The organism is Methylomonas sp. LWB, from assembly GCF_001856095.1.
Classification (GTDB): Bacteria; Pseudomonadota; Gammaproteobacteria; order Methylococcales; family Methylomonadaceae; genus Methylomonas; species Methylomonas koyamae_A.
The window spans coordinates 76,958-91,787 of sequence record NZ_MKMC01000009.1 but is presented as its reverse complement, the minus strand read 5'-3'; the positions used below and the strand labels follow the sequence as shown (position 1 = coordinate 91,787).

The following is a 14,830-nucleotide window of genomic DNA, read 5'->3' as shown; positions in this document are numbered from 1 at the left end:
CCCTTGCTCCGTGAACACCATAGGCCGCTTGCGAAGCCGCGAATCGAGATTAGATTCGAAACTGTGGCGTAACCAGGCAATAGTAAACGATAGCGCCGGTTGAATGCGAGTTAATAGGGCGGTCGTTATCGACTGTGGCATCGCCCTCCAAACGTAGTCTTTTCAATGGCGTTGCGGCCAAACGACATAACGACAACGAATCCCTCCGATGGGCTCGACCTTTTGATGGCAGATCATCCTTGAAGCAGGTCGTCGAAAAAATTCCAAAACTATTGTTGCTTGCGCGGCGCGAGATAACGTTATTTAAGGGCTAAATGAATAGATCGATCCGCTGGCGGATGCCCTATTCCGCGTCGCCCGATGTAATACCGAAGGTTTCATGCAACACGCCAAGCTCAATAACCGTAAAGTTTACAAGATAAATATTGACGCACTTTACATGCTAGAGCTAAGCTAACTACCAGCCAATTCAAGGAGGCTAACTTATGAATTCACGTTTCTTAAGCTTGTATCTGCTCTGCGCGATTGGCTGTACCGCGTCTTTTTCAACTTTTGCATCGCACACAGCTTGGACCGTATGGGAATCCATGAGCGTTGACAATGTCTCCGGCATCGCCAACGGCGAAATTTTTTTGGATGACAACCCGATTCTGATCACATTTACAGGTGAAGTGAACGGTGGAAGCCATCTTAATGGCGTATCGAACTATTGGCTCCCGCCGTCAACCTACACTAGTGGCGAAGTAGACAATCCTCCAGAGTACCAAGGCCGAATAGATTTCTGGGGAGGTAGCAATAACATCAACACAATCACGTTCTCCAAAACAGTTGCGAATCCGGTAATGGCGATCGTCAGCCTAGGTCAAATTTCCATTCCATCGTCTTTTGTATTCGACAAACCGTTCGTCCTGCTCAATCAAGGTAGCGGATTATTTGGCGGCAGCGACTCTTCCCTAACTCAACCTGCTGAAAATACACTGTATGGCCTGGAAGGGAACGGAATTATCCAATTTATCGGAAATTATACCGAGATCAGTTGGAGCAATCCCCTACATGAACAAGGCGTTGGGTGGACTGTCGGGGTAATTGCCACTCCGCTGCCAAATCCAGCGGCTTTAATGCTGTCGGGATTCGCACTAATAATTTTAATTCGTTCAAAGCCCTTCCTACCGGATCTGGCCAAAACCTAATCAAACTTGGTGACCGCGCATATTCCAGATAAACACGAACACTAACATCGCTTTGAAAACTGAAATTTAGCTGCACATCCAATGAATCCTACAAACGGAGTCCGTAATGAATCAACGCCTACTATCAGGTTTTCTCGGTTTCTTTTTATTTGGAGTCACCCCACTATCACTCGCCGCCACCTATAACCTGGTTTCTGACTTCGAGTTCCCAGATCAAAATGGTCCGTTCCAGTACGGGTACGCGGAAACCGCGACAAGCGCTTTTCAATTGCTCGACCAGCCAATGACCAGTTTGGAGGGTTTTAGCGGAGTCAATGGTTGGATTAGCTCGAACTATGCGAATCAGGAGCCGTTTCCGCAAGTTTCGGTAAATTCCACGGATTCAACCTACTACGCGGGGACCCATTACGTGGCACCTCACGCGGTCTACATGCATCCAGGCGGTTATTTTTCTCCCATCGACTTTGCGATATTGCGGTTTGTCGCGCCTTCTGACGGCAACTATCGAGTACAGGGGGAGTTTTTTAGCGTGGATTTCGGAACCAAGTCTGTCGGAGTAACCGTCAATTCGTCCGCCGGTAATTACAGCATGGAAGCGATACTGGGCGCTTATACCGGCTATTTGAACGGCACCCCGTTCCGCTTCGATTTTACTCGGGATTTAAACGCGGGCGATACCGTGGACTTTTCGGTTGGCCGTTACGACGTAAACCCTACCGGCGATCCCATCGGACTGCGCGGAACCATTTCAACAGTCCCGTTAATGCCGTCTGCAAGCTTATTCTTGTTCGGATTAGCGTCAATGAACGTAACGCGCTTAATAGGTGGTCGAACCCGACAATCAAACTTAACCGTTTTACCGGCAATGAGTTTGAGATAACAAGATCGCATCGGTATCTATCCGACACATCTTCCCACAAGAAAACACGAAACCCCGAAGATTTTGCGTCTTCGGGGTTCGTTGGTATCTCTCGGTATTTTGATTCTACGAATCAATAAAGGTCTTTACGACCGGGTGCAAAATATAAGTTGAAGACACTGTCGCAAACCTCCTCGTCATCTAGACAAATAAAGATCGTTAACGGAATCGCTGTATCGTTCTAGTCCCTTGGTTTTTAGTGTAGTTCAGTCTTGTCAAAAATCTACAAATTTCCGCGCGAAGCGATCACCCCCTTGCCCGATCAGTGCTTCGTATGGCATTGGTATTGGAAACGTAGGGTACGCACCGCATACCGCATGATCTCCGCCACCACGATGAGCTTCTAAAAGTACGCGGTGCGTACCCTACGGCCTTGACCGTTCATCCTGAACCTGTCCAAACCCTAGATGAAGGCACGCCCTCTGATAAAATCAAAGCCAACGGGTATTTAAATACCGGGTTAATAATTGATATCAGCAGCGGTTTTTACGCACCGAACGACCTACAAAGCCCATCAACGCGCTACCGAACAACCAAACCGCTCCGGGTACCGGCACGGCTGAGAATTGCTGAGCCTGATAGTTAAGCTCGGAATCGGCGAACGCAAACACATAAAACTGGTTGGTGCCGGCAACGTTAGGCAAAAAGTCGTTGTCGTTGGCGACGAACAAGGTGTGATACAGCACGCCGCCATCGGTAATGTCCCTACCGAAGGACACGCCTTCGAGTTTGGCCGGAATCTTGTCGCTGCTGATACCGTTGGCATTCAGGGATTTCACGACATCCAAGAACAGCGTCTTCGGCACCGCAGTGGCTTGTAAAGCGGCGGTACTACCTGAAAATGCGGAAATGTCGGTAGCCCCGCTAAGGTCGATTTTAAACAATTGCTTGACCGCCGCGCTGTCGCCATTGCCCAGGCCGCTACCGTCGCGCTCGTCCACCAAAAACTCGTGGTCGTTGATCGCAACGATTTCGCTGACGCCGGAACCCGTTGTCAATTGATAGGCATATTCATGGGTTGCGCCGGTGGCGATGTCGATGGTCACGATGCGGTCGATGCCGGACTTTTTGCCGTCCTGCAACAAAGGAGCCTGCATGATGCCGACCAAGGTTTTGCCGTCCGGGGTCAATGCTAGACCTTCCATGCCTTTGTTATCGACGCGGCCGCTGGTGTTGCTTTCTTCGGTTTTGCCAACCGGACTCAATTTCGCCACATCCAAATTGGCCGGCAGGTTGAAGACGCGAATGCGTTGGCCGGTCGCGCGGTCGAATTGATAAACATAAGGACCGTATTCATCGGAAATAAACACGCTTTTGCCGTCGTTGGAAACGCGAACGCCTTCCGGATCGAAGCGGGCGTTGCTGGCGTTGGCGGAAGAAGCATCGGGAATGCCGGTCAATGGATTGGCGGAACCGAAGTTATCCGATCTGCCGGTGAAATAGTAGGTGTTATTCGCCGCGTTCAGAGCCGGCGCGCCATTGCCGACCGGCGTGACACCGTCGATTTGCTTGCCGATGCCTGCGCCATAATTCAAAGCGGTGGCACTGGACAGCAATGTGGTCGATACCAATTTAGGCGACAAATTGTATGCCAAGCCGGTGCCGGAATGGTTGGCGCTCAAGTCCAAACTCAAGGTTTGAAATCTGGAAATGTACGAAACGGTATCGTCCAAACCGCTGTTGTACGCGACCGCATTCGGGCCGCGATCCGGCGTGGCGATGAAAATATTGCCGCCGGCATAAGCCAATCCGGAGCCTATGCCGCCCAAATAATTCGCGGCAACCCCGTTTTCCAGGGTGCCGGTCAAGCCCGATAAATCGGCGTTCAGGCCCGCACCGCTGCCGGACAGGCTGCCGATGGCGATCAGGTCGCCGGAAGCGATCGACGCACTGGCGGCGGTGGAAAAAGCGGCGGCCGCGATGGCGGCGGCTAATAATGACTTCGTTAACATCGGGGTCTCCGTTAGTGTCTTAGTGAGAGTTGCTCAGCATGGCAACTCGGCTATCGCGACAAAACGGACCCGTGGTTTTCCGTCCCCATCTCGCGATGGGTTTGGCTTTAACATCGAGCTATTTTGATAATTACATATTGCAAAGCGATGACAACAAGCCAACATCCGCCTCTACCTTTGATTCGTCGCCGATCGGTTCTGGCGGCCTCGGTGAAATCGAGGCGTATTCGATTGACGGGAGATTGGTTTGATCCTAAAAAGGGCAGTTGGTGTGTATTGCGGGCCGTTCGTGCTGAGCAACGTCGAAGCATGGACGGCTCGCAATACACTTGCCAAACGGGTGAATGAAAAATCCCGCGCGCCCTTCGACAAACTCAGGACGAACGGAATTTTTCATCGCCAAACTGCTCTTTTTAGGTTGATAGCCTCATTGGAATCGAGGTTTCGGCGTTCAGCCATCGGTTGCGGAGGGTTTCCGGCGACTTGAAAGTCATTTTGCCGACCGCCAACCGGGGTTTGATGATCGGATGCCCCCTCCATTTGCCGAAGGTTGGTTTGGTAGGCCTGCAAGCTCGATTACATCGAGACCACATTCGATTTGCGCGGCTTGGTTTTTGGCGGCGGGACGCTTACGTCGCAGCTCAATCCGTGAACCAGCGACAATATGCCGCACATAAAAAAGCCGGCATTACCGCCGGCTTTTTGAGGCGAGCAATGCGTAAGCCTAGGCTTTCATCAAACGGCGGCGTTGCACACCCAATACGCCCAACAAACCGGTCAGGAACGCCCACGCGGCGCCCGGCAACGGTACAGCGGCGGGCACGATGGGCGACACGCTCAAGCTACCGGCATACGTACCGCCATTAGAGGCCAACCCTTGCACTTTCAAGAAGTAATTGCCCGCGCCGATTACTGGGACGTTGTTCAACGTAATGGTATTGAACGTCGTCAACAATGCTTGATAAAACGACGGGAAACCGGGGATCGGCAAAGAAACCAAAGTCGGCGCGGACGCGCTCGAGAAAGAACTCAACGAACCGGTCGCAACGAGAGCAGCGGACGAATCCAGCAACTCGACGCTAGCGCTGGCGATGCCAGTGGTACTGGTCACCAACGGCGACGCAAAATCGCTAGTCAAGCTGACCACGGTTTGAATAGATTGAAAGCTCAAGGCGCCGGACAAGTTGTAGGCGCTATAGGCGTTGTCGATCGCAAAGCTGTAAACGTCCTGAAACGAACTATCCGCAACCGACTGGTTGATCACGGTTGCCGAGGCCGGCGTTAAAACGGTACTCGCTTGGACCGTCGATACGCTGGATGTGGATAGTACGACAAAGCCGGCCAGCAGAAGTGATTTTACGACTTGCATGAGATTTAACTCCTGAATGATTAAACTTGCGTCACAGTTTACGGAGTCGGTAAAGCAAGCAACATTAGACCAAAGTACATTCAGGTAAGCCACGTATTACAGGCCGAACCCACCTACCTGCGATCCGCGCAACCCAATCGCGGCCGGCCGACCCAGACCATGTCGAATTGCTTTTCGCGTTTGCCACGACATTAGCACCTCCTCCGCTATACTCCGTGTCGAGTCCACGGAATTCGTCATTTTTGAACAACGCCCAGCATTGTTTCGCGGCGTTTTCTGTCCAAAACATCTAACGCCCACTATTTCCCTAGGCTCATTTCAAAACGGCAAACGCCAAATTCTTTCTAAACTCGGAGGTTATGATGTCCAGCGAATTGATTAAAGGAGAACTACTCCCAGACCAACAAGAAGCCGTATTAAAACTGATAGGAGACATACAGGCCCAGCTACCGTTTTTAATCGACTTATCGATAGAAGATAGAAAGGGGCTGCCTAAAATGGGCGGCAAGAGCCGAGCCTTCGTCGATCAAGGCCTGGCATTGGCCACGCAAAACACAGGTATTCTGCCGCGTATCTTCGATCTGGACGAATACCGCGCCGATGTCGAAATGGTCAGAAATCTGGAACCCCTGATGATGGCTATGAGACAACTGATGAAAAAAATGAAAGATACTTTTTTAGCGGCGGGCAGCGACGCCTATACCCAAACGCTAGTTGTCTATCAGTCCGCCAAACTAGCCGGCAAGGACGGCTCCCTGGATGAGCATCTGGATAGTTTGGGCAAACGCTTTGCCCGCAAGACGCCAGGCTCGTCTTCCGACAACAATCCCAAGTAGCGATTAACACGCTTGCTTAACGGCCTTGCCGGGCGCAATGCTCCGGCAAAGCCAACCTGCTTAGCGAAGGTAACTTTGCCGCGGTCAAGAGCATTCCGGCTCCGGCGCGTCCGTACTTTGCCAAAAGGCTTTCAAAGCAAAACCCCAAACGCTCGAATCATAAGACCCAACGCTTTAGCGGCAACAATCAACGACGCCATTCGAACAGGCCGACATCCGTTAGCAGCAAGCAGGCGCTTACGCTGAACATTCCCGACCGGCCGATCAACACAGAGAATTCTCCTATGAACATCCAACGTTCCGCGATCAACATCGGTCGTCCTCGGATAAACAGCCGTCAATTCACTAACAACATACAACGCCCGCCAACAAGCAGTGGGGCACGCGTCGCGATCACGGAAGCCCCGCTGTCAAACAAAGATCGTCCAGTGTTCAAATTAAACGCCTGACTATCCAACAATCAATGCCGTCTGTTAAAACAAGAAGCCTGACTTCCAAAAACAGAGTGCTCGACATTCATCAGAGATCGTCGGCTGTCAGGAAGAAATGCTTGAGTGTTGAGCGCCGACGCTTTCGTGTTAAAGCGAACCTCTTGCCTGTCCAAACGGGTATCATGCCAAACTGATAAGCGTCCGAGCCTTCCATGGCACAACAGGAATCGCCTATTGATGCGGCCTTTCGATACTTTAAGTCTATTTTGTTCAAGATCAAACTGATCAGCAACCAATCAGAACAAGCCCCCTCTTGTTCGCAACTCCACGCCAGGACTAACTCAATATTAAGAGATCAATCAAGAAAGCACAGTCGTCTAGAGAATCCGTAACTCCGGGGCATACAAAAAGACCTAATGCTGAAATAATTTGATAGTATCTTGGCTTCAAGAACAGTAACTGGATACATCACTTATCTGCTGACCTAACCGCAAAATACTCTAACACACGTACTGTTGCCAGCCCCTAGACTTCCCAGGCTTCCTGTGCCAGAATCCACAGATATTTTTAATATAGATACCTAAAAATCTGGCTGCCTCTTAGCCAGCTCGTATAGTTTTGAAAGAATACTCAACAAATAAACCAAAATGAATATCACGAAATACAGAGGCGACATAGACGGCCTTAGAGCAATTGCGGTAGTATCCGTTATATTATTTCATTACAATGTCGGAAAGTACTTCTCAGGCGGATACGTTGGCGTCGATATATTCTTTGTAATATCCGGATATTTAATAACATCAATAATTTATAGCGACATCCTGCAAAACAACTATTCAATATTAGATTTTTATCATAGGCGCATCCGAAGGATATTCCCTGCTCTTTTCTTCGTATTCTTTTGCTGCATATTAGCTTCCTTCTTTCTTCAATTTCCATCAGAATCAGAGTACACCGGAAAAAGCATTGTATCGTCAATTTTCTTTGTTTCAAATATATTCTTCTCCGATCTAAATGGATACTTCGACCATAAAATGGAATCAAACCCGGTTCTGCACACATGGTCACTTTCAGTGGAAGAGCAATATTACGTATTTTTCCCACTACTAATATATCTAATACGAAACCTTAGCCTTTCAATTCAAAAAAAGATTATATTCATTACACTAATTTCTAGCCTTGTATATTCCGAGCACGCGGTAAACATTAATTCAGTTAACGCATTCTATTTAGTTCAGTCCCGTGCATGGGAGTTATTGATTGGCGCATCCCTTGGAATAGGAGCTTGGCCACGAATTCAGAACAAATGGCAAATTGAAGGATTATCATTACTGGGACTTGCCGCATTAGTATTCAGCATATCCACATACTCGAGAGAAACGGTATTCCCTGGAATATCCGCATTACCACCATGCCTGGGCACAGCACTGATCATATATACTGGCGGTCTAAGAGAAACGGTGGTGCGAAAAACGTTTTCTTTCAAAACCTTTCGTCTAATAGGAATAATCTCATATTCTCTTTATTTATGGCATTGGCCTGTTTTAGTATTTGTAAAACAAATCCACAAACCACAGAACTACTTGCAAAACGCACTTCTAATCACCGCTTGCTTAGCACTATCCGCCATCTCCTGGAAATACGTAGAACAACCATTCCGAAAGCCACCCTATAAGTTGAAAGCAAAACCCACGATTGCTCTTGCACTAGTTACAATGCTAGCATTTTCAATAACTTCTCTTTCTCTAAGCTCTGTTAGTGAAAAATATTACAACTACCCACAAAAAGTGTTTGATGTTCTTGCCGTCTTGGATTACGACGCGGACACCAATATGCGCGCAGGCAAATGCTTCCTAACATCAAACTACAATTCATTCGACAAATACAACATTAACGAGTGCTTAGCGATTTCCTCGAGCAAGAAAAATGTTCTTCTAATTGGCGACAGCCACGCCGCACACTTATGGCCAGGCTTAAACTCAACGTTTCCAGAAGTAAACTTTCTTCAGGCGACCGCATCGGGATGCAAACCCATACTAAATAGCACTGGAGAAAAGCGCTGCACTGACTTAATCACTTTTATATTCAATGAATACCTACCAAAACAACATTTTGACACCATTATAATTTCCGGGAGATGGCAAAAACAAGATAGTTCAGCAGTAATTGCCACCGCAGACTGGCTAACAAAGTTTTCGAACAAAGTGATTATTTCTGGACCAATCAACGAATATTATCAATCATTACCCAGAATATTAGCCAAAGCCTTGGCTAACAATGAAAACGAGTCAGAGTATTTAAATAAATATCGCAATACAAATCCAAAGGAAGTTGACAACGAGTTTTTGAGAGCCTCCTTACCAAGTGGCGTGAGCTACTTGTCGGTATATAAAATCATGAGCGAACCAACTTGGAAAGTTTGGGCACCCGACCAAATGCCCATGCAATTTGACTATGGGCATCTAACTAAACCAGGGGCTGAACTTTTAATAAAGTCATCAAATTTGGATGATTTATTTTGATAAAAATCGGGCTTCCTAAACACTTCTAAAAAACGGAACGGCCTAATTCAAGAAATAAACTCTGCCAATTTACTAATAACCTGAGCGCTAGTGCTTTTTATCGCATGCATTTTCAGTTGATCCTTACCTGTTTCAAAGCTCGCCGAAACAATGACTTACGATTGGCTTAGTTAGCAAACTCCCCTGCGTAGGATAAGCACAGTGTCGGCGCGCTTGAAGCATGACCTCGTTCGGCTCACGCACTCTCAATACTACAGGAACAAGGCTTGGCAACATTGATCTTCTATGCTATACAGACTCTCACCCATTCCTGTAACAATTCTAAAGTATCCTCGTATCCCAGGACGGAAACCCCCTCCCCAAATTCATTGTATTTTTTAACCGCTTGCAAGCCATGGTCGGCGAAACATAGGTATGCCAAGCCAGCTTTTAGGAGAAGTTTATGTCAATAAGACTGATAGTCAGTTTAGCCTCGCTTTGTTTCTGCTCGGTATCCCTAGCCAAGGATTTTTACGTCGCCAGGAACGGCGACGACAGGCTGGACGGATCGTCCAACACGGTAAATGCCTCCACCAAAACCGGACCGTTCAAAACCCTCGGCAAAGCCCAACAAACGATACGCGACCTGAAAGCCGCCGGCAATCTGACCGAAGCGGTGACAGTACATATAGGCGCTGGCATCTACCAACTGAAAGCCCCGTTGGAGTTTACCGAGGCCGATTCAGGAGAAGCCGGTAAGGACATTACTTGGCTAGGCGAAAAAGGCGCCACGCTGATTACCGGCGGCCTACTGTTAACAGGCTGTCAAGCTTACGACGCCGAAAATCCCGAACAAATCCTCAGTTGCCCTCTGGACTCCACAATCACCGATAGCATAAGCGCCGAAGACAACAGCCGCATCAAGGGCAACGGCCCGGCGTTCGAAATGTTTTTGAACGAATACCGCATGCAACCGGCCCGCTATCCGGATTTCGGCTGGCTTTATATCAAAACCCCGTTGGACGCCAAAACCCAGTTCAGCGTTTACCAGAAACTGCCAACCTTCTCCGGAGACCTGAGCAATGCGCAAGTGCATATTTTTCCCAGCAACGATTACTTCGATCAATACTTGGGGGTAAAAAATCTAGATCAGGCCAACAATAAGATCACCTTATCTTCGGATAGCAGCAACGAATTAGCCGAAGGCCGACGTTTTTATCTGCAGAACGCCAAGGAATTTCTGACCACCCCTGGCGAATGGTTTTACGACAAAGATAACGCCCAACTATTATTCATTCCACCCTACGATTCCGTCCCGAAATCGCCGGTTATTTCGTCGACAAAAAACCTAATTAATCTGGCAGGCGCAAGCCATATACGCTTCGAAAACTTGACATTCAGACACAGCACCGGGAACGCGATCACTATCGTAAACTCCGATAGCTTGGCCTTCGACAGCCTGGAAATCAACAATGTTGGCGGCAAAGGCATTTCAGCAGACGACCAAACGGTTGTGGATGATAACAATACCAATATCAAAATATCCAATAGCGCCATTCATCACGCCGGAACGGGCGCTATTACGCTTACCGGCGGCGACAGACCAACGTTGCAAGCGTCCGGCAACAGTATTTATAACAACAAAATTTACAATTACACTACCAACCTAATGATATACGGCGTGGAAATAGGAGGCGTTGCAACTCATGTCTCTCACAACTTAATTGCACAAGGACTAAGCGGCGGCATACGTTTTACCGGCAACGACCACGTAATCGAAAAAAACGAAATCTATTCGATCTGCCAAAACAGCAACGATTGCGGAGCCATATACGCTGGGCGCGACTGGACATTTCGAGGCAATATCATCCGCTATAACTACATCCATGATTCTTATGGTTACGGGTTGACAAATGTGGATATTGCTAACAACATAATTCAGTATACCTACACCGGGGCTAGAGGCGTATACTTGGACGACGGCCTGAGCGGCACTCATGTGTTAGGCAACTTATTGGTAAACGCCGGAAACGCGGCAATTCAATTCGGCAATGGCCGGGATACAATTATTGAAAATAATATTATCAAGACCAATAAGCAAGGCTTATGGGCGACGATGTACAGCCCATATTACAATTGGGATTGGAATCGGGCTTCTTTGTTAACCATGCCGATTGACAGTGAATTGTGGAAGGCAAAATATCCTGAACTCACTCAACCAATGGCCCACGACACTTGGTTAGAGGGTAATACGATACAACGCAATGTCGTAATTTCAACAGCTTACAAGGGATATTCGCTAAGATACCAGCTCCCTGCACAAAGCAACGTAATTGATCATAATCTGGTATGGCACGCGAGCAGCGACATTAGGGTGGATTATAGAATTCCAGATACCGGGGCGTTTAAAGGTGGTGCACTTTGGAGCGACTGGATCGCCCAAGGGTTGGAAACCGATAGCTTAAACGAAGACCCTTGCCTAACCATCGTAGGCAGCACGGTTCGACTGACCTGCGACAACTCGCCGATTACCCGACTGGGCATCAAAAACCTCCCATCCGATATGGGCTTGGCAAAATAAGCTTGAAAAACTGAAGACTGCGGGTTTTAAGCGCCCGACACGCGAGAACCCTCAGTCCCAGGAACTGCCGCCCTTGTGATCACAAGGGCGCGACAGGGAAATAGTTAGTCAAGAATATCTGCCTCTTGCCTTGGTACCACGAAGTTAAGCATTACTCCCTTTTCAACTATCAGATTTCTCGACCGCGCCACGAAGCGAATCCAGCCACGCACCGTGAACGCCAACAAGGCGATAGGCTTTTCCAGGTAACGTTTCTAACCTACGATTTACTCTGAAAGCCTCCGGACGCCGCCACCCAATCCGGTATTGGAAGGCTGTCAATCGCGGCTAAAGCCGCTCCCACGCCACTGACGTTTATTTACCGGGGTGATGCAGCATTTTCATGATCGTCACTCTGAAAGTCACCGAACGGCCGCAGTAGCTCATCCAGTGTCGGAAGCCTGTCAATCGCGGCTAAAGCCGCTCCCACGCCACTGACTTTTATTTACCGAGGGAATGCAGCGTTTTCATGATCGTAACTCTGAAAGTCACCGAACGGCCGGTAGCCCATCCAGTGTCGGAAGGCTGTCAATCGTGGCTAAAGCCGCGCCCACGCCACTGACTTTCATTTGCCGGGGGAATGCAGCGTTTTCATGACCGTTAGGTCCATGGAACGGCTCTCACCCCAGGGGCTATATACTACACTGGTACTCAACATCGCGGCCCAAGCCCTCTCCTAGCAGATTGTTTTTTCTTGCGGAGTACGGTTTCATCAAAATTGTTAGACACAGGACAACGCATTATGAAATTTCCGATCCTTAGCTTGACCACCACGGCATTCATCGTTTTCATCACACCAGCCGCGGCCTTGGACTACTTTGTCGGCCAGAATGGAAACGATGCTTGGTCTGGAACTCGCCAGTTTCCCAATGAATCCGGAAACGACGGCCCTTTCAAAACCCTGGAACGGGCGCAGCAAGCAATCCGGACTGCTAAACAAAGCCGGGGACTCGACGAGACCATTCAAGTCAATATCGCCGGCGGCACCTATTATCTGAACCATGCCTTGTTATTTAGCGAAGCCGATTCCGGCACTCTGGAGCACAAAATCGTCTGGCAAGCTCAACCCGGTGCGGAAACTATATTGAGCGGTGGACAAGCCATTCAATGCAAACCGGACACAGACAAGCAGTGGCACTGTCCGTTTTCAAAAGTACCTGTCAAAACCGACTCGATCGATAAAAACCGCCTCCAAGGCAATGCTCCTGCTTTCGATGTCTATGTCAACGAGACGCGCATGACGCTGGCACGCTGGCCGGATCAGGAGTGGGCACACATCAAATTACCACTCGATGACAAAAGCAATTTTAGCGTGATGGAATCCATCCCACCGCTGGGCGAAGACGTCGGCGATGCTCAATTACATATTTTCCCCGGCAACGATTGGTTCGATCAATATGTTGGCGTCGAAACCATCGATAGCACGGCAAACGCCATCAAAACCGCGAGTCCCTTGAAATATAAGCTGCAATCCGGCAGGCGTTTTTATCTGCGCAACTTGCGCGCACTACTGAATATGCCAGGCGAATGGTATTACGACCGCCAAGCCAAAGAGGTCATTCTAATTCCGCCGGAAAAGGGTGGCATAAACAGCAGCCCCAACACCGCGATAGTTAGTGTTTTACCGAATTTGCTTATTGCCGATCATATAGCCAATGTCAGCTTCAAAGGATTAAAGTTCAAACATAGCGACGACACGGCCGTGATTGTCAAGAATGCCTCGAATGTGCTTTTCGATGGCGAGGAAATTAGTCAGACCGGCAGCAAAGGCCTGGAGATTAAAAATGGCCAACGCGTAACCCTGGCGAATAGTACGATTCACGATACCGGAACTCAAGGCGTCGTGATATCTGGCGGGGATAGAACTTTATTGCAATCATCCCGGCATTTGGTCAGAAACAACCACATCCACCATACCGGCCAGACTCTTTTAATGAGCCGTCCCGCCATCGAAATTAGCGGAGTCGGCATTGTCGTACAAAATAACCTTCTCGAATTTGGCGCTAGTAATGCGCTTATACTTAACGGCAACGAGCATTTAATAGAAAAAAACGAAATCCACGATTTCTGCCTACAAGCGGCCGATTGCGGGGCCATCTATTCGGGCCGGGACTGGTCGGCCCGAGGCAATATCATCCGCTACAATTACCTTCACGAGGTAATTGGTTACGGTATGAAGAGCGTGGATACTGCCAACAATCAGGCTGTTTACCAATCTCCGAATTATTCCATGGGCGTGTATTTGGATGACGGTGCCAGCGGTTTCGACGTCAGCGGCAATATTTTGAAAAATGCAGGCTCTGTGGCTGTCCACATACACGGAGGACGAGACAATAAAATTCACGACAACCTAATCGTCACCGACGATTCGGCAATTTGGGTTTCGCAAATGGCTGAAACCTTCAATTGGAGTGAAAATCAAAAGAAATTGGATACATCGCCCTACAAAACGGCGCGCTGGCAACAAAATTACCCTGAGTTGGCCGCACCGATGACAAACAAAACCTGGCCTGAAGGAAACCGGATAGAGCGCAATGTCGTGGTCAGCAGCAAATCAGATGGCCAAATCTTCCGATACTGGTTACCCTCTATTGGTACCGTGATAGGCAATAATATTGTATGGTCTACCGTCGGCAAGGTCGCTCTAAATTACTTTTTTAGCGAACAAGGCATGAAAAAATCGACCATCAATTGGCAAGACTGGGTTAACCTAGGAGTCGAAAAAGATAGTTCGATCGCCGACCCATGCGTCAGTATTGTTGACAAACAAGCAGTCTTTTGTCCAGAATCGCCGGTAAAGCACATCGGCTTTCAAACTATTCCGGCTGATATTGGCTTGATTAAATAATACCGTGAAAATTGACCTTATATTCCGCGTTCCAAGATTTGAGGCAATTTAATTGATGCTACACAATTATTCAGCAATCGGAAGAAGTTAGTTTGCTCTTGATGGTGAGGATATTTGTACTAGGCCCCGAATAGTTACGAATATGTTGTAATGCGGGTGCGGCT

Annotated in this window: 8 protein-coding genes and 1 riboswitch; of the genes, 6 read left to right on the top strand and 2 right to left on the bottom strand. The window is 48.5% G+C overall.

What is annotated here, in order from left to right; translation table 11 throughout:
* Nucleotides 1-485 precede the first annotated feature (485 nt).
* Both BJL95_RS04895 and BJL95_RS04890 read left to right on the top strand, forming a co-directional pair.
* Nucleotides 486-1,190, top strand: a complete 705-nt coding sequence (locus BJL95_RS04895) for a hypothetical protein (RefSeq protein ID WP_139306135.1) — start codon at nucleotides 486-488, stop codon at nucleotides 1,188-1,190.
* Nucleotides 1,191-1,296: 106 nt separating this feature from the next.
* Nucleotides 1,297-2,070 carry a hypothetical protein gene (locus tag BJL95_RS04890; protein ID WP_071155946.1) on the top strand — a complete coding sequence of 258 codons (774 nt, stop codon included), beginning with the start codon at nucleotides 1,297-1,299 and terminating at the stop codon, nucleotides 2,068-2,070.
* A 512-nt stretch (nucleotides 2,071-2,582) separates the two neighbouring features.
* On the opposite strand, the gene BJL95_RS04885 is transcribed toward BJL95_RS04890, so the two are convergent.
* Together BJL95_RS04885 and BJL95_RS04880 are read right to left on the bottom strand one after the other, a co-directional pair.
* Nucleotides 2,583-4,061: an esterase-like activity of phytase family protein gene (locus BJL95_RS04885; RefSeq protein ID WP_071155944.1), complete on the bottom strand. Its 1,479-nt coding sequence runs from the start codon at nucleotides 4,059-4,061 to the stop codon at nucleotides 2,583-2,585.
* A gap of 37 nt (nucleotides 4,062-4,098) precedes the next feature.
* Nucleotides 4,099-4,177, bottom strand: a riboswitch (cyclic di-GMP riboswitch).
* A 608-nt stretch (nucleotides 4,178-4,785) separates the two neighbouring features.
* The gene (locus tag BJL95_RS04880) at nucleotides 4,786-5,430 is read right to left on the bottom strand and encodes a hypothetical protein (protein ID WP_071155942.1); all 645 of its coding nucleotides are present in this window, start codon (nucleotides 5,428-5,430) and stop codon (nucleotides 4,786-4,788) included.
* Between the two features lie 362 nt (nucleotides 5,431-5,792).
* Here BJL95_RS04880 and BJL95_RS04875 point away from each other — a divergent pair, with 362 nt between their 5' ends.
* From BJL95_RS04875 to BJL95_RS04860, 4 genes are all read left to right on the top strand, one after another.
* The gene (locus tag BJL95_RS04875) at nucleotides 5,793-6,266 is read left to right on the top strand and encodes a hypothetical protein (protein ID WP_071155983.1); all 474 of its coding nucleotides are present in this window, start codon (nucleotides 5,793-5,795) and stop codon (nucleotides 6,264-6,266) included.
* Nucleotides 6,267-7,344: 1,078 nt separating this feature from the next.
* Complete coding sequence (locus tag BJL95_RS04870) at nucleotides 7,345-9,219, top strand: acyltransferase family protein (protein ID WP_083385658.1); 1,875 nt, start codon at nucleotides 7,345-7,347, stop codon at nucleotides 9,217-9,219.
* Between the two features lie 655 nt (nucleotides 9,220-9,874).
* Nucleotides 9,875-11,779 (top strand): right-handed parallel beta-helix repeat-containing protein, encoded by a 1,905-nt coding sequence (locus BJL95_RS04865; protein ID WP_175463648.1) that lies wholly within the window; start codon nucleotides 9,875-9,877, stop codon nucleotides 11,777-11,779.
* Nucleotides 11,780-12,560: 781 nt separating this feature from the next.
* Nucleotides 12,561-14,666, top strand: coding sequence for a right-handed parallel beta-helix repeat-containing protein (locus BJL95_RS04860; protein WP_071155938.1), 2,106 nt, complete (start codon nucleotides 12,561-12,563; stop codon nucleotides 14,664-14,666).
* The last annotated feature ends 164 nt before the right edge of the window (nucleotides 14,667-14,830 follow it).

Excerpts from the sequence above, each read along its gene's own strand:
- BJL95_RS04895 (WP_139306135.1), top strand. The coding sequence starts at position 486 with ATGAATTCACGTTTCTTAAGCTTGTATCTGCTCTGCGCGATTGGCTGT.
- BJL95_RS04890 (WP_071155946.1), top strand. The coding sequence starts at position 1,297 with ATGAATCAACGCCTACTATCAGGTTTTCTCGGTTTCTTTTTATTTGGA.
- BJL95_RS04870 (WP_083385658.1), top strand. The coding sequence starts at position 7,345 with ATGAATATCACGAAATACAGAGGCGACATAGACGGCCTTAGAGCAATT.
- BJL95_RS04875 (WP_071155983.1), top strand. The coding sequence starts at position 5,793 with ATGTCCAGCGAATTGATTAAAGGAGAACTACTCCCAGACCAACAAGAA.
- BJL95_RS04885 (WP_071155944.1), bottom strand. The coding sequence starts at position 4,061 with ATGTTAACGAAGTCATTATTAGCCGCCGCCATCGCGGCCGCCGCTTTT.
- BJL95_RS04860 (WP_071155938.1), top strand. The coding sequence starts at position 12,561 with ATGAAATTTCCGATCCTTAGCTTGACCACCACGGCATTCATCGTTTTC.
- BJL95_RS04880 (WP_071155942.1), bottom strand. The coding sequence starts at position 5,430 with ATGCAAGTCGTAAAATCACTTCTGCTGGCCGGCTTTGTCGTACTATCC.